Annotated in this window: 21 protein-coding genes and 1 pseudogene; 10 read left to right on the top strand and 12 right to left on the bottom strand. The window is 69.9% G+C overall.

Features of this window, described 5'->3' with window-relative positions:
• Positions 1 to 183: 183 nt before the first annotated feature.
• A pseudogene (locus Q9K23_RS02020) lies at positions 184 to 543 on the bottom strand (DUF3099 domain-containing protein); the annotation flags it as partial.
• Between the two features lie 88 nt (positions 544 to 631).
• Here Q9K23_RS02020 and Q9K23_RS02015 point away from each other — a divergent pair.
• Entirely contained in the window at positions 632 to 907 is a 276-nt protein-coding gene (locus Q9K23_RS02015) for a DUF3039 domain-containing protein (RefSeq protein ID WP_053776532.1), read from the top strand.
• A gap of 25 nt (positions 908 to 932) precedes the next feature.
• Here Q9K23_RS02015 and Q9K23_RS02010 read toward each other — a convergent pair whose 3' ends face one another.
• Complete coding sequence (locus Q9K23_RS02010) at positions 933 to 2102, bottom strand: YihY/virulence factor BrkB family protein (protein ID WP_261977711.1); 1170 nt, start codon at positions 2100 to 2102, stop codon at positions 933 to 935.
• Between the two features lie 296 nt (positions 2103 to 2398).
• On the opposite strand from Q9K23_RS02010, the gene Q9K23_RS02005 reads away from it, so the two are divergent.
• The gene (locus Q9K23_RS02005) at positions 2399 to 4123 is read left to right on the top strand and encodes a DEAD/DEAH box helicase (protein ID WP_053776437.1); all 1725 of its coding nucleotides are present in this window, start codon (positions 2399 to 2401) and stop codon (positions 4121 to 4123) included.
• Between the two features lie 131 nt (positions 4124 to 4254).
• On the opposite strand, the gene Q9K23_RS02000 is transcribed toward Q9K23_RS02005, so the two are convergent.
• The 3 genes from Q9K23_RS02000 to ppgK all read right to left on the bottom strand — a co-directional run bounded on the left by Q9K23_RS02000 (position 4255) and on the right by ppgK (position 7091).
• Positions 4255 to 4464: a hypothetical protein gene (locus Q9K23_RS02000; RefSeq protein ID WP_020793520.1), complete on the bottom strand. Its 210-nt coding sequence runs from the start codon at positions 4462 to 4464 to the stop codon at positions 4255 to 4257.
• Positions 4465 to 4691: 227 nt separating this feature from the next.
• Entirely contained in the window at positions 4692 to 6140 is a 1449-nt protein-coding gene (locus Q9K23_RS01995) for an RNA polymerase sigma factor (RefSeq protein WP_020793522.1), read from the bottom strand.
• 162 nt (positions 6141 to 6302) lie between these two features.
• The gene (gene ppgK, locus Q9K23_RS01990) at positions 6303 to 7091 is read right to left on the bottom strand and encodes a polyphosphate--glucose phosphotransferase (protein WP_053776438.1); all 789 of its coding nucleotides are present in this window, start codon (positions 7089 to 7091) and stop codon (positions 6303 to 6305) included.
• A gap of 201 nt (positions 7092 to 7292) precedes the next feature.
• Between ppgK and Q9K23_RS01985 the strand changes: the two genes are divergently transcribed.
• Positions 7293 to 8174, top strand: a complete 882-nt coding sequence (locus Q9K23_RS01985; RefSeq protein WP_053776534.1) for an inositol monophosphatase family protein — start codon at positions 7293 to 7295, stop codon at positions 8172 to 8174.
• A gap of 105 nt (positions 8175 to 8279) precedes the next feature.
• Here the strand turns inward: Q9K23_RS01985 and cei are convergent, their stop codons facing one another.
• The gene (gene cei / locus Q9K23_RS01980; protein ID WP_053776439.1) at positions 8280 to 8993 is read right to left on the bottom strand and encodes an envelope integrity protein Cei; all 714 of its coding nucleotides are present in this window, start codon (positions 8991 to 8993) and stop codon (positions 8280 to 8282) included.
• Between the two features lie 299 nt (positions 8994 to 9292).
• On the opposite strand from cei, the gene Q9K23_RS01975 reads away from it, so the two are divergent.
• Positions 9293 to 9592: a DUF4193 domain-containing protein gene (locus Q9K23_RS01975; RefSeq protein ID WP_020793611.1), complete on the top strand. Its 300-nt coding sequence runs from the start codon at positions 9293 to 9295 to the stop codon at positions 9590 to 9592.
• Positions 9593 to 9610: 18 nt separating this feature from the next.
• Here Q9K23_RS01975 and Q9K23_RS01970 read toward each other — a convergent pair whose 3' ends face one another.
• Positions 9611 to 10192, bottom strand: a complete 582-nt coding sequence (locus Q9K23_RS01970; protein WP_053776440.1) for a DUF3093 domain-containing protein — start codon at positions 10190 to 10192, stop codon at positions 9611 to 9613.
• Positions 10193 to 10292: 100 nt separating this feature from the next.
• Between Q9K23_RS01970 and dut the strand changes: the two genes are divergently transcribed.
• Both dut and Q9K23_RS01960 read left to right on the top strand, forming a co-directional pair.
• Positions 10293 to 10748: a dUTP diphosphatase gene (gene dut, locus Q9K23_RS01965; RefSeq protein ID WP_053776535.1), complete on the top strand. Its 456-nt coding sequence runs from the start codon at positions 10293 to 10295 to the stop codon at positions 10746 to 10748.
• 95 nt (positions 10749 to 10843) lie between these two features.
• Positions 10844 to 11755, top strand: a complete 912-nt coding sequence (locus Q9K23_RS01960; RefSeq protein ID WP_053776441.1) for a DUF3710 domain-containing protein — start codon at positions 10844 to 10846, stop codon at positions 11753 to 11755.
• Between the two features lie 34 nt (positions 11756 to 11789).
• On the opposite strand, the gene Q9K23_RS01955 is transcribed toward Q9K23_RS01960, so the two are convergent.
• Complete coding sequence (locus Q9K23_RS01955; RefSeq protein ID WP_053776536.1) at positions 11790 to 12524, bottom strand: alpha/beta hydrolase; 735 nt, start codon at positions 12522 to 12524, stop codon at positions 11790 to 11792.
• A gap of 93 nt (positions 12525 to 12617) precedes the next feature.
• Here Q9K23_RS01955 and Q9K23_RS01950 point away from each other — a divergent pair, with 93 nt between their 5' ends.
• Positions 12618 to 12992 carry an OB-fold nucleic acid binding domain-containing protein gene (locus tag Q9K23_RS01950; protein ID WP_053776442.1) on the top strand — a complete coding sequence of 125 codons (375 nt, stop codon included), beginning with the start codon at positions 12618 to 12620 and terminating at the stop codon, positions 12990 to 12992.
• Between the two features lie 1019 nt (positions 12993 to 14011).
• Here Q9K23_RS01950 and Q9K23_RS01945 read toward each other — a convergent pair.
• Both Q9K23_RS01945 and Q9K23_RS01940 read right to left on the bottom strand, forming a co-directional pair.
• The gene (locus Q9K23_RS01945) at positions 14012 to 14674 is read right to left on the bottom strand and encodes a TrkA family potassium uptake protein (RefSeq protein WP_053776443.1); all 663 of its coding nucleotides are present in this window, start codon (positions 14672 to 14674) and stop codon (positions 14012 to 14014) included.
• A gap of 28 nt (positions 14675 to 14702) precedes the next feature.
• Complete coding sequence (locus Q9K23_RS01940) at positions 14703 to 15365, bottom strand: TrkA family potassium uptake protein (RefSeq protein WP_053776444.1); 663 nt, start codon at positions 15363 to 15365, stop codon at positions 14703 to 14705.
• Positions 15366 to 15566: 201 nt separating this feature from the next.
• Between Q9K23_RS01940 and Q9K23_RS01935 the strand changes: the two genes are divergently transcribed.
• The 3 genes from Q9K23_RS01935 to dxs all read left to right on the top strand — a co-directional run bounded on the left by Q9K23_RS01935 (position 15567) and on the right by dxs (position 20986).
• Positions 15567 to 17579, top strand: a complete 2013-nt coding sequence (locus Q9K23_RS01935; protein ID WP_174519023.1) for an APC family permease — start codon at positions 15567 to 15569, stop codon at positions 17577 to 17579.
• Complete coding sequence (locus Q9K23_RS01930) at positions 17576 to 18919, top strand: TRAM domain-containing protein (RefSeq protein ID WP_305950372.1); 1344 nt, start codon at positions 17576 to 17578, stop codon at positions 18917 to 18919. Before Q9K23_RS01935 ends, Q9K23_RS01930 begins: the two co-directional genes overlap by 4 nt.
• A 78-nt stretch (positions 18920 to 18997) precedes the next feature.
• Positions 18998 to 20986: a 1-deoxy-D-xylulose-5-phosphate synthase gene (gene dxs / locus Q9K23_RS01925; protein ID WP_053776445.1), complete on the top strand. Its 1989-nt coding sequence runs from the start codon at positions 18998 to 19000 to the stop codon at positions 20984 to 20986.
• A 109-nt stretch (positions 20987 to 21095) separates the two neighbouring features.
• Here the strand turns inward: dxs and Q9K23_RS01920 are convergent, their stop codons facing one another.
• Both Q9K23_RS01920 and Q9K23_RS01915 read right to left on the bottom strand, forming a co-directional pair.
• Entirely contained in the window at positions 21096 to 22337 is a 1242-nt protein-coding gene (locus tag Q9K23_RS01920) for a ribonuclease D (RefSeq protein WP_053776446.1), read from the bottom strand.
• On the bottom strand, positions 22334 to 22945 hold the full coding sequence (locus Q9K23_RS01915) for a DUF3000 domain-containing protein (RefSeq protein WP_305950371.1): 612 nt from the start codon (positions 22943 to 22945) through the stop codon (positions 22334 to 22336). Before Q9K23_RS01915 ends, Q9K23_RS01920 begins: the two co-directional genes overlap by 4 nt.
• Between the last annotated feature and the right edge of the window lie 8 nt (positions 22946 to 22953).

The raw sequence follows: 22953 nt of genomic DNA, 5'->3' as shown, positions 1-22953 counted from the left end.
GGTCCGGTCGCCGGCGGTGGGCGAACCCGTCGGGACCGATCCGGACGTGCCGGTGCCGGTGGAGTCGGCCCGGGTGGAGTCGGCCCGGGTGGAGTCGGCAGCGGTGGAGTCGGCACGGGTCGAGTCGGTGTCGGCGGAGCCGCCGGGAGTGGTGCCGTCGGAGTAGGTGGCGTTCGTGTCGATCACCCGGAACGTCGCGCCGAGCGATGCCGGGCCCAGCACATCGTGCTCCGGTCCGTGCATGTAGTTGGGGTGCTCACCGCGTTTGCGGGGCGGGCGGTCGTTGGCGATGAGCACCGCGATCCACGGCAGGGGGATCGACGCGGCGATGATCGCCAGCGCGAGCAGTCCCGAACCGGTGGAGCTGTAGACGATGCCGGCGATGATCAGGGCGGGCACCCGGAACGCCATCAGGATCAGGTACTTCCGAACCCGTGCGCGGTGCTGCTCGTCGTAGGGTTGGGGAGCGCCGGTGATCAGGAAGGCGTCGGACCCACCGTGTTCCCGTGTGGACCGGCCGGTCGGAGAATCCTGTTCACCCATATCTCCACTGTCCCACTTCTGGGGGCGTAAAGCACAGGCGGGTCGACGGGGTCGTCGGAGCCCGGTGTGGTGACGCACAATGGAGGACATGTCTACCGAAACCATCGAGCGGCCCGACCTCGACGAGTGGTCCGACACCAAGACCGACGAGCGGCCGGACGCCGACGCGACCGACCACTCCGACGACGATCGGCCCAAGTTCTTCCACTACGTCAAGAAGGACAAGATCGCCGAGAGCGCCGTCATGGGCAACCATGTCGTCGCCCTCTGCGGCGAGACCTTCCCGGTGACCCGTGCCGCCAAGCCCGGCTCGCCGGTGTGCCCGAAGTGCAAGAAGATCTACAAGCGCATGCGCAAGGACTAGTGCCGGTCGGTCCGGTCGGTCCCGCTCAGTCCGGTCGGTGATCGGCCGGGTCGTCGGCATCCTGCTCGTCGTCGGCCCGCCGGCGCCGGCTGATCGGACCGCTGGACAGGCGTTCGGGCAGCGTCTTGAGCTGCTCGGTCACCTCCGCGGTCTGGGTGGTCACCCACTCGCGCACCTGCACCGTCATCGTCGGTTTGGCCGGCCACATCGACTGCAGTGCGGCGTTGAACTCGGCGCCGATCACGATCGCGAAGCCGAGGAAGAACGCGAACAGCAAGAAGGCGATCGGCGTCGCCAGCGCGCCGTAGGAGTAGCCGGCCCGCACGATCTGCGCCAGATAGATACGCAGGATGTAGCTGGCGATCCAGAAGAACACCCCGGCCACGATCGCCCCGCCCACCAGTCGATGCCACGGCAGCGGATTGGGCAGCGCGAGGTGATAGAGCGTGGTCAGCACGAGCAGCATCAGCACCGCGACGAACGGGAAGTAGCCGAACGCGATGAGCTGGCTGACGATCGGGTCCCACGAGTCCGGGACGATCTGGCGCAGATAGTCCGGTCCCAGCGCCACCAGCGGCAGTAGCGGGACCGCCACCGCCAGGAACACCACATACAGCAGCAGCGCGAAGATCCGCTGCCACACCGGGTTGCGCACCTCGTGCTGATCGTGGGCCCGGACGATCGAGGCGACGAAACACGACACCGCCGACGACCCGGCCCACAGCGACAGCAAGAAGCCCACCGAGATGACGCCCACCCGGCCACGGCCGAGGACGTTGTCGACGGTCGGTTTGATCAGGTCGTCGACGACGCTCGCCGAGAAGGTGCGGTCGGCGAAGGAGATGATGCGGTCGGAGATCACGTTGACCGTGTCCGGCCCGAACCAGCCCGCGAGGTAGCCGACCGAGCCCAACACCCCCAGCAGCAGCGGTGGCAACGACAGCGCCTGCCAGAACGCGGCCTGGGCAGCCCAGCCGACGATGCCGTCGTCCCACGACTTCACGATGGTGCGCCACACCAGCCGATGGATGTTGCGCCAGACCGGCAGGGGCTTCCCATCGGGTCCCGGCGGACGATCCTCCGCCGGTGAGGCGTGCCCGGACGGACGGTCCGGCGACCCGTCGCCGGCGTGCGGGGGCTGCCCGGCGGCGGACCGGCCGGACGGCAGGGCATCGGTCACCGCGTCGTCGGACACCGGTGCATCCCCGGACGGCCGATGGTCGTCGGGCGGCAGGGGGACCGGGTTGCGGTGTGGTGTGCTGATGGGTACAGCATTCCTGATCCCGGCCGACGCCGGTGCGACACCCCTGTCACCTGGTGTGTCACGGCGGTGTGTCCCGGACCGCATGTGTCGCCGACGCCGTTGTCGGCACGGATCGGTAGCATGATCGAGGCTCGATGCGCTGCACCGGGCGTCCCCGCGCCGCGACCTCGTTCTCGCCCCGCGGCGCGACCAGCCTCCTCTCATGCGAACACGGAGTCAGTACCCCAGTGACCTCTGCCGAAGACGTCGTCTCTGCTGCCACCGCAGGTCCGCCGCTCCGCGCCTGGCAGCGGCGCGCCCTGACCCGCTACCTCGCGACCGCCCCCAAGGACTTCCTCGCGGTCGCCACCCCGGGTGCCGGTAAGACCACCTTCGGCCTGCGCGTGGCGCGCGAACTCCTCGACGATCGCACCGTCGAGCAGATCGCCGTGGTCACCCCGACCGAACACCTCAAACACCAGTGGGCCGAGGCCGCCGCCCGCGTCGGCATCCAGCTCGACTCCAACTTCCGCAACTCCACCGGTCAGACCAGCACCGACTTCCACGGGGTGGCCCTGACCTACGCGCAGGTCGCCGCGCATCCCACCCGGCACCGGGTGCGTACCGAACGTCGCCGCACCCTGGTCATCCTCGACGAGATCCATCACGGCGGTGACGCGAAGTCCTGGGGTGAGGCGATCCGCGAGGCCTTCGACGACGCCGAACGCCGGCTGGCGCTGACCGGTACGCCGTTCCGTTCCGACGACTCGCCCATCCCGTTCGTCACCTACGAGCCCGAACCGGGCGGCGCGATGCGCTCGCGCGCCGACCACACCTACGGCTACGCCGACGCACTGCGCGACGGCGTGGTCCGGCCGGTGGTGTTCCTGGCGTACTCGGGGCAGGCCAGCTGGCGCAACAGCGCGGGGGAGGAGTTCACCGCCAGGCTCGGCGAACCCCTGTCCGCCGAGCACACCAGCCGTGCCTGGCGCACCGCCCTGGACCCGCACGGCGACTGGATCCCGTCGGTGCTGCAGGCCGCGCACACCCGGCTGCGGCAGCTGCGTGCCGGCGGCATGCCCGATGCCGGGGCGCTGGTGATCGCCACCGACCAGACCGTCGCCCGCGACTACGCCGAACTGATCACCGCGATCTCCGGCAAGGCCCCCACGGTGGTGCTCTCCGACGACCCGAAGGCGTCGTCGAGGATCGCCGAGTTCTCGGCGTCCGACGACGAGTGGATGGTCGCGGTGCGCATGGTGTCCGAGGGCGTCGACGTGCCCCGCCTGGCCGTGGGCGTGTACGCCACCAGCTCGTCCACCCCGTTGTTCTTCGCACAGGCCATCGGCCGGTTCGTGCGGTCGCGCCGGCCGGGTGAGACCGCCAGCGTGTTCCTGCCGTCGGTGCCGGTGCTGCTCGACCTCGCCAGCCAGATGGAGGCCGAACGCGATCACGTGCTCGGCAAGCCGCACCGGGAGAGCGACGGACTCGACGACGCACTGATCGCCGAGGCCAACAAGCAGAAGGACGAGCCCGGCGAGGAGGAGAAGAGTTTCGAGTCGCTGCACGCCGACGCCGAACTCGACCAGGTCATCTTCGACGGCTCGTCGTTCGGCACGGCCACCTTCACCGGCAGCGACGAGGAAGCCGACTATCTGGGCCTGCCCGGCCTGCTCGACGCCGACCAGGTCAAGCAGCTGCTCCGGCAGCGTCAGGACGGCCAGGTGGCGCGACGCTCCGCCGAACCCACACCGGCGCCCAAGGCCGAGGCGTCGCCGCGGGCGGCGGGGGAGAACCTGCACGCCCTGCGCAAGGAACTCAACACCCTGGTCGCCATGCACCATCACCGCACCGGCAAACCGCACGGTGTGGTGCACAGCGAGCTGCGCAGCCGGCTCGGTGGTCCGCCCACGGCCCTGGCGTCGGCCGAGCAACTGCGCGAGCGCATCCAGGCGCTGCGCGAGTGGCGCTGAGCAGACCGGACCGAGCCACACGCCGGCGGCCACGACCGAGCACCCGACGGTGACCGGCCCCGACACAGCGAAAGACCCGGCGGATGGGATCCGCCGGGTCTTTCGCTGCTGAGAGGGTCAGTTCGGGGTGGTCACACGAGTTCGGTGGCCGAGTCGTCGAGCACGATGGCGCTCATCTCGACCAGGCGGGCCTCGTGCTCGTTGAAGTGGTGTCGGCAGAAGAGGAGTTCGCCGCCCTTGGGAAGCACGGCACGTACCTTCGCCGCCGCACCGCAGCGATCGCAACGGTCAGATGCGGTCAGCGGCATGGAGATCGGGGTAGTGGTCGCGATGTCTGGCATTGGTTCCTCCGTCCCGGTCCGGCGCTCTCTGCGCCATTCCTTCAGAGCCGACACATCCGGGCGATGCGTCAACCTCACTCTGTCAGACGTTCGGGCGGTTCGTATTGTTCCGACGCGCCGAGAGTTGTGTCGTCACTCACCCGTTACAACAGAACCGCCGCCGGTTACACGCCCGACAAGGGGGGTAACCGGCGGCGAGACCGTCATCACAGAAAGCGTGGTGAGAACTAGTCCAGGTAGTCGCGCAGAACCTGGGAGCGCGACGGGTGGCGCAGCTTCGACATCGTCTTCGACTCGATCTGACGGATGCGCTCACGGGTGACGCCGTAGACCTGGCCGATCTCGTCGAGCGTGCGCGGCTGACCGTCGGTGAGACCGAAGCGCAGACGCACCACGCCGGCCTCGCGCTCGGAGAGCGTCTCGAGGACCGACTGCAGCTGATCCTGCAGCAGGGTGAAGCTCACCGCGTCGACGGCGACGACCGCCTCGGAGTCCTCGATGAAGTCACCGAGCTGGCTGTCGCCCTCGTCGCCGATGGTCTGGTCCAGCGAGATCGGCTCACGCGCGTACTGCTGGATCTCCAGCACCTTCTCCGGCGTGATGTCCATCTCCTTGGCGAGCTCTTCCGGGGTCGGCTCGCGGCCGAGGTCCTGGAGCAGCTCACGCTGGATACGGCCGAGCTTGTTGATCACCTCGACCATGTGCACCGGGATACGGATGGTGCGGGCCTGGTCGGCCATGGCGCGGGTGATGGCCTGCCGGATCCACCACGTGGCGTAGGTGGAGAACTTGTAGCCCTTGGTGTAGTCGAACTTCTCGACCGCACGGATCAGACCGAGGTTGCCCTCCTGGATCAGGTCCAGGAACGCCATACCGCGACCGGTGTAGCGCTTGGCCAGCGACACCACCAGACGGAGGTTGGCCTCGAGCAGATGGTTCTTGGCGCGGTTGCCGTCACGCGAGATCCAGTTCAGGTCACGCTTCTGGGTGGTGGTGAGCTTCTCACCGGACTCCAGGATGCGACGCAGCCGCTCGGTGGCGAACAGGCCGGCCTCGATCCGCTTGGCGAGCTCGACCTCCTCCTCCGCGTTGAGCAGCGCGACCTTGCCGATCTGCTTGAGGTAGGCGCGCACCGAGTCGGCCGAGGCGGTGAGCTCGGCGTCCTTGCGGGCCTGCCGCAGGGCCTCCGACTCCTCCTCGTCCCAGACGAAGTCGCCGGACGACTTGGCGTCGTCCTTGCCCTTCTTGTCGGTGGCCGCGGCGGTGGCCTTCTTGGCGGCCGCGGGAGCCGCGGGGGTCGAGGACTCGTCGCCCTCGTCCTCCTCGTCGTCGTCGGCGGAGTCCTCGGCGTCGTCGTCATCGTCGACGTCGAGATCATCGATCTCCACGTCGTCGTCGAGGTCGGCGTCGGGACCGTCGATGTCGTCGATCGAGGTGGACTCGAGATCGCCGTCGTCGACCCCCTCGCCGGACTTGGCCGAGGTGGCCTTCTTGGCCGCAGCCTTCTTGGCGGTCCGCTTGGCGGGTGCCTTCTTGGCAGCAGCCTTGCGGGGGGCCTTCTTGGCCGCCGCTTTCTTGGCGGCCTTCTTCGCGGGTGCCTTCTGCGCCGGGGTGGTCGTCGTCGAGGTCGAGTCGTCTACCTCGGCGCCCTCCTGACGGGTTTGGGTGGCTGCCACGTACAACCTTTCGGGATGAATCTCACAACCGTCGCGGCAGCGTGAGCCGTCGCGGATCAGGGCTTGGTCCGGCACAATGGGCACCGGTGCGCTCCATTGTAACGACACCATCACCGTTCAAGTGACAAAGGCCAGGTCAATGGGGTCGCGTCGCGTCTCTGATCAGGCTCTCAGGCCTTGTTCGACGGCCATTGCGGCGCCCACGATGCCGGCGGTGTTGCGCAGGGTCGCCGGCACCACCGGGGTGGTGTTGGTGAGCAACGGAATCCATTTGTCCGATTTCCGGCTGATGCCGCCGCCGGCGATGAACAGCTTCGGCCAGAACAGCGCCTCGTAGGTCCCCAGGACCTCGGAGACCTTCTCGGTCCACTTCGGGTAGGACAACTCCTTGACCTCCTTCACTCGCGACGACGCGATGTGCTCGGCCTCCTTCTTGCCGACCAGCAGATGCCCGAGCTCGGTGTTGGGCACGAGCTTGCCGTCGACCAGCAGGGCCGAGCCGATGCCGGTACCGAAGGTGAGCAGCATCACGACGCCGTCGACGCCCTTGCCCGCCCCGAAGGCGACCTCGGCGAGACCCGCCGCGTCGGCGTCGTTGAGCACCGACACCGGCCGGCCGCCGAGGGCGGTGCCGAACAGTTCCGAGACGTCCGTACCGATCCAGCCGTGGTCGATGTTGGCCGCGGTGCGCATCACACCGTCGGTGACCACGCCGGGCAGGGTGATGCCGACCGGACCGGCCCAGCCGAAGTGGGCGACCACCTCGGCGACCCCAGCGGCCACCGCGTCGGGCGTGGCGGGTTGCGGGGTGAGCACCTTGAACCGGTCGCCGACCAGTTCACCGGTGTCGAGGTCGACGATGCCGCCCTTGATGCCGGAGCCCCCGACGTCCACGCCGAAGCTCAGATGCGTTGCGGGGGACGGCGAGTCGGATGCGGCGGGTTCGGTCATGGGAGATCCTCTCGGATGATGACTGTCGTTGTCGGAAGCCTCGGTGTACCAGGCTATCCAGGGCGGGCGCGGTGTGCGCGGTTCCCGGCGAAGTCGACACGGCGCCCGGCGGCGGCCGGCCGGTGTGAGGTGCGGCGCCGGGGTGTGCCCGCCGCCAGGTGCGGCGGCCGGATGTGTTGACATGGACGAGTGCAGGAACAGATGAGCCAGACCGACCGGGAACGCGCAGCCGAACTGGGGGAGGTGGCCGTCACCGTCGCCGAGGCCGCCGCCGCGCATGTGCGGACGCGACGGCCGGAACTGTTCGGCGTCGCCGGCGAGGGTGGTACCCACGAGCAGAGCGACGCGGTCGCCACCAAGTCCACCCCGACCGACCCGGTGACCCTCGCCGACACCGAGACCGAGGAGCTGATCCGGACGCTGCTGCGGAGCCATCGCCCCGACGACGAGATCCTCGGCGAGGAGGAGGGTGGCAGCGTCAGCGTCCCGTCCGGGGTGCGCTGGGTGATCGACCCGATCGACGGCACCGTCAACTTCATGTACGGCATCCCGGCCTACGCGGTGTCGGTGGCCGCGCAGATCGACGGACGGTCGGTGGCCGGTGCGGTCGTGGACGTCGCCCGGCAGATCACCTATGCCGCCACGCTGGGCGGGGGAGCGTTCCGGCACGGGCCGGGCGAGTCACCGCACCGACTGCGGTGCAACGACATCGATCAGGTCGAGATGGCCCTGGTGGCCACCGGCTTCGGGTACGACGCGCAGCGTCGGCGGGCGCAGGGGCAGCTGGTGGCCCAGATGCTGCCGCGCGTGCGCGACCTGCGCCGGATCGGTGCCGCGGCCCTGGACCTGTGCATGGTGGCCAGCGGCGCCGTCGACGCCCACATCGAACACGGGCTGAGTCCCTGGGACTGGGCGGCCGGCGGCCTGATCGCTGCGGAGGCGGGCGCGACGGTGATCCTGCCGCCGCCGGATTCGCGCTCGGCCGACGGGCATCCCACGATCGCGGTGGCCGGCGGGGTGGCCGAGGACTTCCTCGGCCTGCTCGACGAGATCGGCGCGCGGGTCTGCCTCACCGCCGAGTGAGTGTGCGCAGGCGCGTGACCGTGTCTCTCTGGGTGATCGTGCCCCGCTGAGCGGTCGTGCGCCTGTGGGTGAGGACGGCCGGGTGCGCGTCGGACCCGGCCGGGCTCAGCACTTCTGTGCGTGCACCGCGCTGACGAGCCCCGGGTCGACGGCGTTCTTGTCGCTCTTGGGGTCGGCCGAGCGCAGCGCCTCCAGGGCCGCCTGCGCATCCTGCGACTGCTCCTGGGCGCGGTAGTGCTCACCGAGGGCGACGTCGACGGTGGTGTCGCGGCGACCGTCGTCGACGAGCTGGGCGCACGGGATGGCCAGCCACACCGCTGCCGCCGCGGCCTTGCCCGCCGGGCCGAACCGGATCTGGGCGACACAGTTGAGGTCGTGGTTGGGGTAGATCGGGTCGTCGCCGTAGGCCGAGTCGGTGGCCGGGGTGAACCCGAGATGGGTGAGGTCGTCGGAGGCCGAGCGTGCGGCACCGCGGGTGGTGGAGGCGTTGAGCACCCGGACCTGGAAGGTGGCCAGTGAGGCCGGGGACACCGCCAGCATCTCGTCGCGATCGGCGACGGTCGCCGTCGGCGCCGCGGTGCTCGCCGGAGCGGCCGTCGGCGCCCCCGAGGCGTCGGTGGCCGTCGGTGTGGCCGGGGTGGGCTGATTGCAGTCGGTGGGTGTCGCGGCGGCCTCCGAGTTGCTGAGTGCCACCGTCCACACGATGACCGCGAGCACCACCAGGACCGCCAGCAGGATGATCGCGGGGCGGAAACTGCGGCGGCGGAACGGGCGACCGTTGTGATCGGTCGGGTAGCCGGTAGTGATCTGCGATACCACGCGCCCACTGTAGAGGGTGGGGGCGCCGACATGCCGTCGGACGCCCCGACGGAGTGCATGTTGACTTGAGGTCTGCTCTCTTCTATGCTTCGGGCGCCCGCCCTCCCGGAACTGTTGGAGGTCATGGCAATACAATGTGATGAAGATCACAACAGTACGGCGGGTGGCGGGTAACGAATCGCACCGGTCATGACGTTGTAGTGACGCCGGCAAGACAATCCCGGCGACTTCGCGCTCCACGGTTCGCAGGTCACGAGCCCGAACCCACGGCGCCCTCCTTCAACCAGGTAAGGCACACAATGGCTACTGATTACGATGCGCCCCGTCGCACGGAGTCCGAGGATCTCAACGAGGACTCACTCGAGGAGCTCAAGGCCCGGCGCAGCGAGGCGCAGTCCGCGGCGGTCGACGTGGACGAAACCGACACCGCGGAGTCGTTCGAACTCCCCGGAGCCGATCTGTCCGGCGAGGAGCTCTCGGTTCGGGTCGTCCCGAAGCAGGCCGACGAGTTCACCTGCAGCAGCTGCTTCCTCGTCTACCACCGCAGTCGTCTCGCCCGTGAGAGCGGCTCCGAGATGATCTGTGTCGACTGCGCCTGAGTCGGGCCGATCCAGGTCCTAGTCGGACCCGGATCGCCGATCCTCATCAGATGCAGTCCCCTCGTCCGGTGCGGTCACAGCCTCGGCCGCATCGGGCACTCCGAGGGCTTTCAACAGCTCGGCCGGACGCCGCGTCGACACCAGCCAGTAGGGCGTCGGATCGTCCGGATCGTCGAGCACCAGCAACACCATCGTCTTGATCCACGCGCGGTGCACCAGGAAGGCCGCGGGGTCGAGCTGACGGCCGAGCGCAGCACTCTTGGCGGTCGCCGGGATCGTGGCCGCACGGCCGATCACCGCACGCGGTAGCCGGGCCTTCGCGGCGTGTAGCTCGCCGTCGGCGGTCACCGTCACCTGCGTCCGGCTCATCGACCACAGCACCAGGGCACACAGCACCGCCGTCCCCACATATCCGAGGTAGCCCCACGCGGAGCGATGCGCCGACAACGAGATCTCGTAGCCGACGACCCCGGTGACGACCAGTGCGGCCAGCCCCCACCACCAGGGCACGTACAGACGCTCGCTGAAGCGGACGGTGCCGGCGGGGGACGAGGGGCCGGAGGAGGACGAGGGGCCGCTCGCCGATGATGGATCACTCACAGGACCAGCGTAGTCTGCCTGCGTGGCCGCTGATCTGACCCCTTCCCCTGCCGGAGACCCCGCCGAGACCCCCGCCGGAACAGCCCCGGAAACCCCGCCGATCCGCGTACGGCGGCTCGATTCCGGAATCCCGCTGCCGGCCCGCGTACATCCGGGCGACGCTGGCGTCGACCTCTGTTCGACCATCGACCTCGAACTGCCCGCCGGCCGCCGACAGCTCGTCGGCACCGGCATCGCGATCGCCCTGCCGGTCGGCACCGTCGGCCTGATCCACCCGCGCTCGGGTCTCGCCGCCCGTGCCGGACTCTCGATCGTCAACACCCCGGGCACCATCGACGCCGGCTACCGCGGCGAGATCAAGGTGTGCCTGATCAATCTGGACCCCACCGAGACCATCCACATCAGCCGGGGCGACCGGATCGCGCAGCTGCTCGTCCAGCGTGTGGAGCTGCCCGGCTTCGTCGAGGTCGACGAGCTCGACGACACCAGTCGCGGGACCGGCGGATACGGATCGAGCGGCGGACACGCCATCCTGGGTGATCCGCAGGTCGGCTGAGCCGGGTCGGTGACCGTCGTCGGGGATGAACTCGACTACCCTCGAACCGGTCGACCGGGCAGTTCGACCGGGTCGTGCGAGGAGAGACGGAGCTGATGGCACAGGACGGGGAGTTGCGGGTCGGGCAGGCGCTCGGACCGTATGACATCGAGGCACTGGACACGCCGGCCGAAGAGCTGGCCAATTCGCACCTGGACCTCGGATCGGTGCTGGTACCGGTGGTCGAGGGCGGGCAGGTCACCGTCGAGATGAGCCCGGACCATCAGCCCGAAGGCGTCTACCTGGTGACGCCCGTCGGCCGGATCTCGGTGACCGCGTTCGCCGCCCCGAAGTCGCCCGGTCTGTGGCGCGAGGTGGTCCGCGAACTGGCGTCGTCCCTGCGTGACGACGGCGCGACCACCAGCGTCGAGGACGGCCACTGGGGCCGCGAGGTGCTCGCCGAGGTCCCCGGCGCCGCCCACCGCTTCATCGGCGTCGACGGTCCGCGCTGGATGGTGCGCTGCGTGGCCAGCGGACCCGCCGAGGCCGCCGAACAGCTGGCCCAGCTCGCCCGCGCGGTGCTGGCCGAGTCCGTGGTGCGCCGCGGCAAGGACCCGGTGCCGCCGCGGGAGATGCTGCCCATCGTGCTACCGCCGGTGCTCGCCGACCAGGTCGCCGCCGCCCAGCAGCAGATGTTCGGCGAGACCGGGGCCGAGGCCGGCGAGCCGGCCGCAGCCGAGCCCGTACCCGCATCCGAGCCGGTCGCCGACACGGCGCAGGCCCAGCCCGCCGACGCCGGCGATCGCGTCCCGGGTGGAGCGCTCGATCAGATCGAGCAGGCCACGGTCGTGACCGAGGCGCCGGTGGGCGATGCCGGTGGTGCCGAGGCCACCGCCGACGACGCCTCCGATGCTTCCGACGCCGAGACCGCCGCGGGTGTCGCCCCCGACTCCGGCGATGCCGACGAGGCGCCGCCGTCGAGCGGATCGGCCATGCAGCGCTTCCGTCGGCGGCGTTCCAAGAACTGAGTCGTGCGAGCGGCCGGGTGGGTCCCGACAGGGATCACCCGGCCGTCGTCGTACGTACCGACTGCCATGCGCGTGCGCATGCCCGCCCGAGGAGCTCCGGCTGCTCACCCCACGCGGTGAGGGTCACCTCGGCGAGTGAGGCATGCGCGGCGGCGTCGGCCCATGCCCGCGCCACGTCGATCGGGTGCAGCGGATCGTCGGCGGCCGCGACGATCCCCAACGGCACTGTGAGCCCGGCGATCTCGGCGACCGTGGGTGCACGATAGGCGGCCGCCTGTTCCAGCTGCACGACGAGTCCGGGATGCAGCGCCCGCCACGACCGCCCGAGTTCGTCGGCCAGCCACGTCGGGCTGCCCTGTGCCATCGCGGCGACGGTCGCATCCAGGCCGTCGGCGCGCAGTGCCTGCGCGGTGGCCCGTGCACTCGCGGCCGCCACCGCGGTGGTCGCCGGACCACTCCAGGCGGGTAGCGCCGCCCACACACCCGCGCAGCGCCCCGCACCGGCGCCCAGGGCCCATTCCACCGTCACCGCGGCCCCGATGGACACCCCGCCGACCAGGATCGAGCCCCGCTGGTCGGCGATGTCGGTGAGCCGTCGGCGGTATCCGTCGATCAGGTCGTCGGTGGGTTGCAGGCCGATCAGTTCGATGCCGAGATCCGCTGCGGTCGGGCCGAATGCGCGGCGGACGAAGTCGGCGTCGGAGCCGGTTCCGGGGAGCGCGACCAGCACTTCTGGACGGTCCGGACTGTTCCTGTCATCTGCGGGCATGAACAGATCATGCCGCGCGTTGTACCCCATGAGAACGTGGGTCTACGCTGAGGCGAGTTCCTACAGATCGAAGTTCGTCCCCGGAGGTTTGTGATGCCGACAACCGGTTATCTCAAGCGGCTGACGCGACGGTTGACCGAAGACCTCGGCAACGTCGACGCCGAGCAGATCGCGGCCGAGTCGCAGGCCACCGGTGCCCAGCGCGCCGCAGAGTGTTGCCGAGGCGACGAGGTGTCGATGCACGGCGAACTCAGGTCGGTGGAGACCTGCTCGCGCGCCGCCAAGACCGGCGTCAAGGCGGAGTTCTTCGACGGCTCCGACGTGGTGCTGTTGAAGTGGCTCGGCCGCAACCGGATTCCCGGGATCGAACCCGGACGCAAGATCACCGTGCGCGGTCGCCTCGCCGAGCACGAAGGCATGAAGGTGATCTACAACCCGTACTACGAACTCCAAGGCACCGAAGACTGACCGTCGCCCTTCTTTCCGATGGTTGGCCAGGTCGTCGGTTGCGTTGTCGATGACCGGTTTGATGGTGGTCGCTTGGCGAGGTTGGGCGGCGGAGGTTTCGACTCGTCTCGTCGCTTGCGCTCCTCGTCGGCTCAACCATCGTTTGGGTTTGGTGGTCGCCTCAGTCAGCCATTGGGTTTGGTGGTCGAGCCGGGACCGAGCCTCTGGGCGAGGACCCGTGTCGAGGCCTGGTGGGTTTGCGGTGTCGGTGACCGGTTTGAGGGTGGTCGCCTGGTGAGGTTGGGCGGCGGAGGTTTCGACTCGACTCGTCGCTTGCGCTCCTCGTCGGCTCAACCATCGTTTGGTTTGGTGGTCGCCTCAGTCAGCCATTCGGTTTGGTGGTCGAGCCGGGACCGAGCCTCTGGGCGAGGACCCGTGTCGAGGCCTGGTGGGGTGGCGGTGTCGGTGATCGTTGTGGTGGGGGTCGCCCTGGTGAGGTTGGGCGGCGGAGGTTTCGACTCGTCTCGTCGCTTGCGCTCCTCGTCGGCTCAACCATCGTTTGGGTTTGTCGGTCGCCTCAGTCAGCCATTCGGTTTGGTGGTCGAGCCGGGACCGAGCCGCTGGGCGAGGACCCGTGTCGAGGCCTGGTGGGTTTGCGGTGTCGGTGATCGTTGTGGTGGGGGTCGCTTGGCGAGGTTGGGCGGCGGAGGTTTCGACTCGTCTCGTCGCTTGCGCTCCTCGTCGGCTCAACCATCGTTTGGGTTTGTCGGTCGCCTCAGTCAGCCATTCGGTTTGGTGGTCGAGCCGGGACCGAGCCGCTGGGCGAGGACCCGTGTCGAGGCCTGGTGGGTTTGCGGTGTCGGTGACCGTTGTGGTGGTGGTCGCCTGCCGAGGTCGGGTGGCGGAGGTTTCGACTCGTCTCGTCGCTTGCGCTCCTCGTCGGCTCAACCATCGTTTGGTTTGGTGCTCGAATCGGCGATTGGGTTTGGTGGTCGAGTGGATCGACGCTCGCGTTGTCGCGTGTCGCAACGACGTCCGTCCTACGGTGCCACCTGCATCGACTCGTGCAATGCGTCCTCGGCCTCGGTGGGGGCGATGAAGACCAGCTCGTCGCCGCCCTCGATCGGGTCGTCGCGCTCGGGGACGATCACCCGACCGCCTCGCAGGATCGCCACCAGGGCGACATCGCGGGGGAGGGCCAGCTTGCGTACCGGGTGGCCGGCCAGCGGGGTGTTGGGTGGCAGGGTGAGCTCCACCAGGTTGGCCTGACCCTGGCGAAAGGTCATCAGCCGCACCAGATCTCCCACCGACACGGCCTCCTCGACGAGCGAGGCGAGCAGACGCGGGGTGGACACCGCGACGTCGACACCCCAATCCTCGCCGAACAGCCACTCGTTGCGCGGATCGTTGACCCGGGCCACCACCCGGTTGACCGCGAACTCGGTCTTGGCGAGCAGGCTCACCACCAGGTTGGCCTTGTCGTCGCCGGTGGCGGCGATCATCACGTCGAACGACTGCAGCCCGGCGGACTCCAGATTCGACAGCTCGCAGGCATCGGCGAGCATCCACCGCGCCTCGGGTACCGAGTCGGGATCGATGTGCCCGGCGTTGCGCTCGAACAGCGTCACCTCGTGCTTGTTGACCAGGAGTTCGCGGGCGATCGAACGTCCGACGGCGCCGGCTCCGGCGATGGCGACCTTCATCTGTCTCTCCTCGTTCTCGACCCGGCCGCTATTCGCCGCTCAACGGTGCAGACACCAGTGCGCGGGTCTCGGCGAGGTTGTCCAGGACCACGGCCCCGAACACCACGTCGTCCTGCTGCAGCACGGTCCGCGCCTCCGGCAGCACCGGATGGCCGACGCGGTTGATGAACGCGATCCGCGCGCCGGTGAGTTCCTGGAACTTGACCACGTTGGTCCCGATCCACGACTCATGGATCTCGAGCTGGGCGATGGCGAGCGTGCCCGACGGATCGCGCCATTCGGTGGTGGTGGATGCCTCACCGAGTGCGGAGACGAACCGCTCGGTGGTCCACGGGACGGTCGCGACGGTCGGAATACCCAGTCGCTCATACACTTCGGCACGTTTGGCGTCGTAGATCCGGGCCACCACCCGCTCGACGTCGAAGGTCTCACGGGCCACCCGCGCGGCGATGATGTTGGAGTTGTCGCCGGAGGACACCGCGGCGAAGGCGTCCGCGCGCTCGATCCCGGCGCGGGTCAGCACATCCCGGTCGAAGCCGACGCCGACGATGGTCTGGCCGCGGAAGCCGTCCCCGAGACGGGCGAAGGCCGACGGATTGCGGTCGATGATCGACACCTCGTGTCCACGGCGTTCCATCGCTGCGGCCAGGGACGATCCCACTCGTCCACAGCCCATGATGACTACCCGCACGTCGCATCCTCCCGTTCGGCACGGTGGGTGCCGCTGGTCGTCTCGGCGTCCGGTGACCGCCGTTGAGATGAACCTACCCTCGCGCCCGGTATCCCGGCGCGCGGTGTCGTTCCCCGGGTCGATCCGGGTCCCGGCGGCGTGTCGTCGCGGGTCGACGTGTCAGTTGTGGTGATCGGGTGGCGCAGGTCTTAGTGTGGCGTGGTGCCCACCGTGTCGAAGGTGTCCGTCGCAACCAAACGGTTGCTGTTGGGACGGCCGTTCCGTAGTGATCGGCTCGGTCACACCCTCCTCCCCAAACGCATCGCATTGCCGGTGTTCGCATCCGATGCGATGTCGTCGGTGGCCTATGCGCCGCAGGAGATCTTCCTGGTCCTGTCGGTCGCCGGGCTCTCCGGACTGGTCTACACCCCGTGGGTGGCGGTCGCCGTCGCGGTGGTGATGGCGGTGGTGGTCGCCAGCTACCGGCAGAACGTGCACGCCTACCCGTCCGGCGGCGGTGACTACGAGGTCGCCACGGTCAACCTGGGCCCCACCGCCGGTCTGACCGTCGGCAGCGCCCTGCTCGTCGACTACGTGCTGACCGTCGCGGTGTCGATCTCGTCGGCGGCGGAGAACATCGGCTCGGCGATCCCGTTCGTGTCCCAGCACCGGGTGTGGTTCTGTGTGGCGGCCATCGTGCTGCTCGCGGCGGTCAACCTGCGCGGACTCAAGGAGTCCGGGTCGGTGCTCGCGATCCCCACCTATGCCTTCATTCTCGGCGTGCTGGGCATGCTGATCTGGGGTTTCATCCAGATCTATCTGCTCGGCGACACCGTCCGTTCGGAGGCCGCCGGCTTCGAGATCAAGGCCGAACACTCCAATCTGATGGGCCTGGCGTTCGTCTTCCTGATCGCCCGGGCGTTCTCGTCGGGGTGTGCCGCGCTGACCGGTGTGGAGGCGATCAGCAACGGGGTGCCGGCCTTCCAGAAACCCAAGTCGCGCAACGCCGCCACCACCCTGTTCCTGCTCGGCGCGATCGCCATCACGCTGCTGCTGGGCATCGTGTTCCTGGCCGAGCGGATCGGCGCCAAATATGTGATGAACCCGGCGACCGACCTGATCGGTGCCCCCGAGGGGTATCACCAGAAGGCGATGATCGCCCAGCTCGCACACGCGGTGTTCGCGAGTTTCCCGGTCGGTTTCTACTTCGTCGCGACCGTCACCGCCCTGATCCTGGTCCTGGCGGCCAACACCGCGTTCAACGGGTTCCCGGTACTGGGCTCCGTACTCGCCCAGGATCGCTACCTGCCGCGGCAGCTGCACACCCGCGGTGACCGGCTCGCGTTCAGCAACGGCATCATCTTCCTGGCGCTGGCCGCCACCGCCTTCGTCGTCGCCTTCGGCGCCGAGGTCACCGCCCTGATCCAGCTCTACATCGTCGGGGTGTTCGTCTCGTTCACCCTCAGCCAGACCGGCATGGTCCGGCACTGGACCCGACTGCTGCGCACCGAGACCGACCCGAGTGCGCGGCGTCGGATGAAGCAGTCACGGGTGATCAACACCGTCGGCCTGATCATGACCGCCACCGTGCTGGTGGTGGTGCTGATCACCAAGTTCACCGCGGGCGCCTGGATCGCGATCCTGGCGATGGTGGCGCTGTTCGTCCTGATGAAGGCGATCCACCACCACTACTCGACGGTGCAGCACGAACTGGAACGCGCCGAGGACGAGGACGAGGGCGCGGTGCTGCCCAGCCGAACCCACTCGGTGGTGCTGGTGTCGGGCCTGCACCTGGCGACCAAGCGGGCGGTCCTGTACGCCCGTGCCACCCGACCGGACACCCTGGAGGCGATCACCGTCAACGTCGACGACCGCGACACCCGCAAACTGGTGTCGGAGTGGGAGAAGAGCGACATCTCCATCCCACTCAAGGTGATCGCCTCGCCCTACCGTGAGATCACCCGACCGGTGATCGAGTACGTGCGCCGGGTGCGCCGCGAGTCGCCCCGCGACGTGATCACCGTGTTCATCCCGGAGTACGTGGTGGGGCACTGGTGGGAGACCATCCTGCACAACCAGTCCGCGCTGCGGCTCAAGACGCGACTGCTGTTCGAACCCGGGGTGATGGTCACCTCGGTGCCGTGGCAGCTCACGTCGTCCGAACATCGAAAGGCGGACATGGCCTATCACGCCCCCGGCGACACCCGCCGCGCTCTCGGCGGTCCCGACCGGTGACCGACACCGACATCCTGCTGACCCTGCGCGTCGACCGGCCGGCCAACGGCGGTACCGCCGTCGGGCGCGCCGACGACGGCCGCGCGGTGTTCGTGCGCGGTGCGATCCCCGGCGAGCAGGTCACCGCCCGCATCGTCGAGGAGAAGCCGAGGTTCCTCACCGCCGAGACCGTCGACGTACTCGAGCCCGCACCGCAGCGCATCGACGAGCTGTGCGCTGCGGCCGCCCACGGCGCCGGGTGCTGCGACCAGTCGTTCATCACCCCCGACCACGTGCGGGGGCTCAAGGCGGAGGTCCTGCGCGACGTGCTGGGCCGGATCGGCGGATTCGACGCCGCCCGGCTCGACCGGCTGCTGCCCGGTGAGGCGGTGCGGGCCCTCGACGGCGGCGCGACCGGCTGGCGCATCCGCACCCGCCTGGCCGTCGACGCCGACGGCCGGCCGGGGCTGCACGAACGTGGCGGTGCCGGCATCGTCACCGGAGATCCGTGCGCCCAGAACGATCCGCTGATGGTCGCCGACCTCGGCGACGGATACGCCCCCGGCGGCGATCTCGCGATCACCCTCGACGACACCGGTACCCGGCACATCGTCGAGATCGGACCGGTCCCGGCCGCTGCGGCGGGCGGCGGCCGACCACCACGCGGCGGACCGGAGCGGGGCGGTTCGTCACGCGGACGGTCCCGGGACCGCAGGGCCGCACAGCAGCGTCGCCGACACCGCGAGGCACCCCGCCCGCAGCGGGTGGTCGCCGGTGCGCCGACGGCCGGTCACCGCGTCGGCGCGCGACGCTGGGAGATCCCGGTCGCCGGGTTCTGGCAGGGACACCGGGCCGCCCCCGACACCTACGCGGCGACCGTCACCGACATGGTGCGGTCGGCCCTCGGCGACGCCGCGCCCGGCGTCTGCTGGGATCTCTACGGCGGGGCCGGGGTGTTCGCGGCCGCCCTCACCGACACCCTCGCGGCGGGCTCGGTGCACGTCGTCGAATCCGATCCCGGCGCCCTCGAGGCCGCCGAACACACCTTCACCACCGACACCGGCATCCACCTGCACCCAGGAGAGGTGGCGCGCCTGATCGCCGACCTGCCCGCCCCGCAGGTCGTGGTCCTGGACCCGCCGCGGACCGGTGCCGGACCCGCGGTGATCGCGCAGCTCGCCGACGCCGCGCCGGAGGTGATCGTGCACGTCGGATGCGACGTCGGCCGCTTCGCCCGCGACCTGGGGCTGTACGGGCGCCACGGCTACACCGCGCAGCGGATCACCGGGTTCGACGCGTTCCCGCTGACCCACCATCTGGAGGCGATCGCGGTACTGGTGCGGTCGACGTCACGCCACTGACTACCTCACCGCTGCGCAGACATGCGCGGCGACGACCGTAGACTGGGACGGATGGGTACTGATGAGGGAGGACACCGGATGGGGCTGCTGGAGCAGATCGAATCCCCGGCCGACCTCCGTGAGCTGACGTCCGAGCAGGTCGTGACGCTGGCGGCGGAGATCCGTCGATTCCTGATCGAGAAGGTCTCCGCGGTCGGCGGGCACCTCGGCCCGAACCTCGGCGTCGTCGAACTCACCCTGGCCATGCACCGGGTCTTCGACTCACCGCATGATCCGATCCTCTTCGACACCGGACATCAGTGCTACGTGCACAAGATCGTCACCGGGCGCCGCGACCGATTCGACACCCTCCGGCAGCAGGGTGGCCTCACCGGCTACCAGGACCGCGCCGAGAGCGAACACGACTGGGTGGAGTCCTCGCACGCCTCGGCGGCACTCTCGTACGCCGACGGCCTGACCAAGTCGTTCGCCCTCACCGGCCAGCCCGACCGTACCGTGGTGGCCGTCGTCGGCGACGGCGCCCTGACCGGCGGCATGTGCTGGGAGGCGATGAACAACATCGCCGCCGGCGACCGCCCCCTGGTGATCGTGGTCAACGACAACGGCCGGTCCTACGCCCCGACGATCGGCGGCTTCGCCCGCCACCTGTCCGGGCTGCGCCTGCAGCCGAGCTATGAGCGCGTCCTCGACGAGGGGCGCCGTGTGGTGCGCAAACTGCCCGTCGTCGGCGACCCCGCGTATGCGGTGCTGCACGGGATGAAGAGCGGCCTCAAGGATCTGCTCGCCCCGCAGGCGATGTTCACCGACCTCGGCCTCAAATACGTCGGACCGGTCGACGGCCACGACGTGGAGGCCCTCGAATCGGCGTTCCGTCGCGCCCGCGCCTACGGCGGCCCGGTGATCGTGCACACCGTCACCCGCAAGGGGATGGGCTATGCGCACGCGGAGAACAACGAGGCCGACCAGATGCACGCGACCGGTGTGATCGACCCGAGGACGGGCCGCGCCACATCGGTCTCACCGCTGGACTGGACCACGGTGTTCTCCACCGCGCTGGTGGAGGCCGGACACACCCGCGACGACATCGTCGCGATCACCGCGGCGATGCCCGGACCCACCGGGCTGTCGGCGTTCGGGGATGCCTTCCCGGATCGCATGTTCGACGTCGGGATCGCCGAACAGCATGCGATGACCTCGGCCGCCGGTCTGGCGCTGGGCGGTCTGCATCCGGTGGTCGCGATCTACTCGACCTTCCTCAACCGCGCCTTCGACCAGCTGCTGATGGACGTCGCGCTGCTGCGCCAGCCGGTCACCGTGGTACTCGACCGCTCGGGGATCACCGGACCGGACGGCCCCAGCCATCACGGCATGTGGGATCTGTCGCTGCTGTCGATCGTGCCCGGCCTGCGGGTGGCCGCACCGCGCGACGCGGTCCGGCTGCGCGAGGAACTCGACGAGGCACTCGCCGTCGACGACGGCCCCACCGTGTTGCGCTTCTCCAAAGGGGCGGTGCCCGAGGACATCCGCGCGGTCACCCGCCTCGACGACGGCGTCGACGTGCTGCGCCGCGGCCCGGGTGTCGGCGAGATCGGCGGCGATGTGCTGATCGTCGCGGTCGGCGCGTTCTGCTCGCTGGCCCTCGACACCGCCGACCGCTTGCGCAGCCAGGGCATCGAGGCCACCGTCGTCGATCCGCGCTGGGTACTGCCGGTGCCCGCGTCGATCACCGACCTCGCCACCCGTCACCGGCTCGTGGTGACCCTCGAGGACAGCGGTGTGCAGGGCGGCGTCGGATCCGCGGTCGCGGCTGCGCTGTCGGCGGCCGACGTGGTGGTCCCGGTCCAGAACCGGGGCATCCCACAGGAATTCATCGCCCACGCCTCGCGCGGCCAGATCCTCGCCGAGCTCGGCCTGACCGCCCAGGACCTGGCGCGATCGATCACCGCGACGGTCTCGGAGATGCAGACCCTGCCGGGGATGGATCGTGCCGACACCGCCTCCGAGCCCGACGCCGCGCGGGCTCCCGAGGAGCTCCGGACCCCCGAAGAGGCGCGCACCCAGGACTGACCGATGACGTGGGGCAGCACCGGCCGGGCATCTCCGGCGGGTGCTGCCCCACGTCGTTGTCGGGGGTCGTCTCCCGGGTAGCGGTCTCGCGGTGCGGTGGCGGTGTGATCTAGCCGGGCAGTCCGGCGATGGCCGCCGCGATCGGCGCCGCGGTCAGCGCACGTTGCCAGGTGCGGGCCCCACCGGCGGCCAGCGCCGCGTCGACCGCCTCGGCGGTGATCGGTGCGGATACCCCGTCCCAGCACAGCTGGCGCACCAGATCGGGGGAGAGCAGGTTCTCCGCCGGTACCTCGTGGGCCGCGGCGATCTCCTTGATCAGCGGCCGCACCGTCGCCGCGCGGGCGGCGGCCTCCGGATTGCGGGGCTCCCACCGGCTGATCGGCGGCAGTCCCGTGGTCGGCGCCTTACGCGGCGGCAGTTCCTTGTCGGTCAGGTCGCGGGCCCGCAGGATCGCCGACATCCAGACCGCAGCCTGCTTGCGTTGTCGGGGACCGCCGAACACCGGCAGTTTGGTCAGGTCGCCGGCCGATTGCGGGGCGGCTGCGGCGGCGGTGATGATCGCCGAGTCGGGCAGCACCCGCCCCGGCGCCACATCCCGACGCTGCGCGATCTCCTCCCGCGCCGCCCACAACTCGCGGACGGTGGCCAGCCCGCGGGCGGTCTTGATGGTGTGGATGTTGGCGGTGCGCCGCCAGCGGTCGGTGCGCGGCGGCGAGACCGGACGCCCCAGCACGTACCGGAACTCCTCGACCGCCCACTCCTGCTTCTCGGCGTCGCCGAGTGCGGCGTCCATCGCATCGCGCAGTTCGACGAGCACCTCGACATCGAGGGCGGCGTAGTTCAGCCATTCCGGTGGCAGCGGACGACGTGACCAGTCGGCGGCGCCGTGCCCCTTCTGCAGACCGAGGCCGAGGAACTCGGCGACCATCGCGGCCAGATTCACCCGGGTCAGCCCGAGCAGCCGTCCGGCGAGTTCGGTGTCGAACAGGTCGCTGGCGCGGAAACCCAGATCACGCAGGCACGGAAGGTCCTGGTCGGCGGCGTGCAGCACCCATTCGGGGCCGTCGAGCACCTCGATCAGCGGGTCCAGCGCGTCGGGTTCCTCGATCGGGTCGATCAGGAAACTGCCCGATCCGGTGCGCCGGATCTGGATCAGGTAGGCGCGCTGGGAGTACCGGTAGCCCGACGCGCGTTCGGTGTCGAGGGCGATCGGCCCGGTGCCGGCGGCGAGCCGCTCGGCGGCGTCGGCGAACTGCCCGGCCGACGACAACACGGGCGGGACGCCCTCGCGCGGTTCGAGCAGCGGGGTGGTGGGGGTGGCGTCCTCGGCGGGCGCTGCCGGATCGCTCACGCCGACCCGAGTTCGGTGACACCGACCGGGGGCAGACCCGCGGCCGCCGACAACACTTCGCAGAACGCCTCCAGGTGCGCGCCCAGGCCTTCGGCCGACGAGGCGGTCCACGACGCCCGCAACTCGAGCTGATGGGCGCGCGGCGGACCGGCGATGTCGCCGTAGCGCACCGACGACGTGGAGGTCACGGTGCCGCCGAGAGCGGTCACGTGGACCGGTCCCTCGTCGTTGGCGGTCTCACCGACCGGGACACCGAGGGCATCGGCGAGCCAGCTCCACGCCACCTCGGGCAGCAGCGGGTCGGCCGCGAGCGCGGCCTCCACCTCCGCCTGGATGTAGGCGACCAGACGCATCGTCCCGTTCCAGGCGTCCTGGCCGTCGGGGTCGTAGAGCAGGATCAGCCGCCCGAAGGCGCTGCCCTGCAGGTCGTCGTCGGGATCGTCGTCGGCGCGGCGCACCTCCGCGCCCACCGCATAGCTGTAGGGCGCCAGGCGCTGCGGCGGGCGGATCGGCCCGACCTCGATGTCGCGTCGGATGCGCGCGGAATGCAGCGACTCGACCGCGGTGCGGAAGTCGGCAGGCTCCGTCGGAGCTCCGGAGGAGGTCACAACTGTGA

Origin of the sequence: Gordonia sp. NB41Y (assembly GCF_030718915.1) — a bacterium.
GTDB classification, from domain to species: Bacteria; Actinomycetota; Actinomycetes; order Mycobacteriales; family Mycobacteriaceae; genus Gordonia; species Gordonia desulfuricans.
Note: the sequence above shows the minus strand (reverse complement) of the source record. Positions and strands in the feature narration are given on the sequence as shown.

Excerpts from the sequence above, each read along its gene's own strand:
- Q9K23_RS02015 (WP_053776532.1), top strand. The coding sequence starts at position 632 with ATGTCTACCGAAACCATCGAGCGGCCCGACCTCGACGAGTGGTCCGAC.
- Q9K23_RS02000 (WP_020793520.1), bottom strand. The coding sequence starts at position 4,464 with ATGCCAGACATCGCGACCACTACCCCGATCTCCATGCCGCTGACCGCA.
- ppgK (WP_053776438.1), bottom strand. The coding sequence starts at position 7,091 with ATGACCGAACCCGCCGCATCCGACTCGCCGTCCCCCGCAACGCATCTG.
- Q9K23_RS01985 (WP_053776534.1), top strand. The coding sequence starts at position 7,293 with ATGAGCCAGACCGACCGGGAACGCGCAGCCGAACTGGGGGAGGTGGCC.
- Q9K23_RS01975 (WP_020793611.1), top strand. The coding sequence starts at position 9,293 with ATGGCTACTGATTACGATGCGCCCCGTCGCACGGAGTCCGAGGATCTC.
- Q9K23_RS01960 (WP_053776441.1), top strand. The coding sequence starts at position 10,844 with ATGGCACAGGACGGGGAGTTGCGGGTCGGGCAGGCGCTCGGACCGTAT.
- Q9K23_RS01955 (WP_053776536.1), bottom strand. The coding sequence starts at position 12,524 with ATGCCCGCAGATGACAGGAACAGTCCGGACCGTCCAGAAGTGCTGGTC.
- Q9K23_RS01950 (WP_053776442.1), top strand. The coding sequence starts at position 12,618 with ATGCCGACAACCGGTTATCTCAAGCGGCTGACGCGACGGTTGACCGAA.
- Q9K23_RS01945 (WP_053776443.1), bottom strand. The coding sequence starts at position 14,674 with ATGAAGGTCGCCATCGCCGGAGCCGGCGCCGTCGGACGTTCGATCGCC.
- dxs (WP_053776445.1), top strand. The coding sequence starts at position 18,998 with ATGGGGCTGCTGGAGCAGATCGAATCCCCGGCCGACCTCCGTGAGCTG.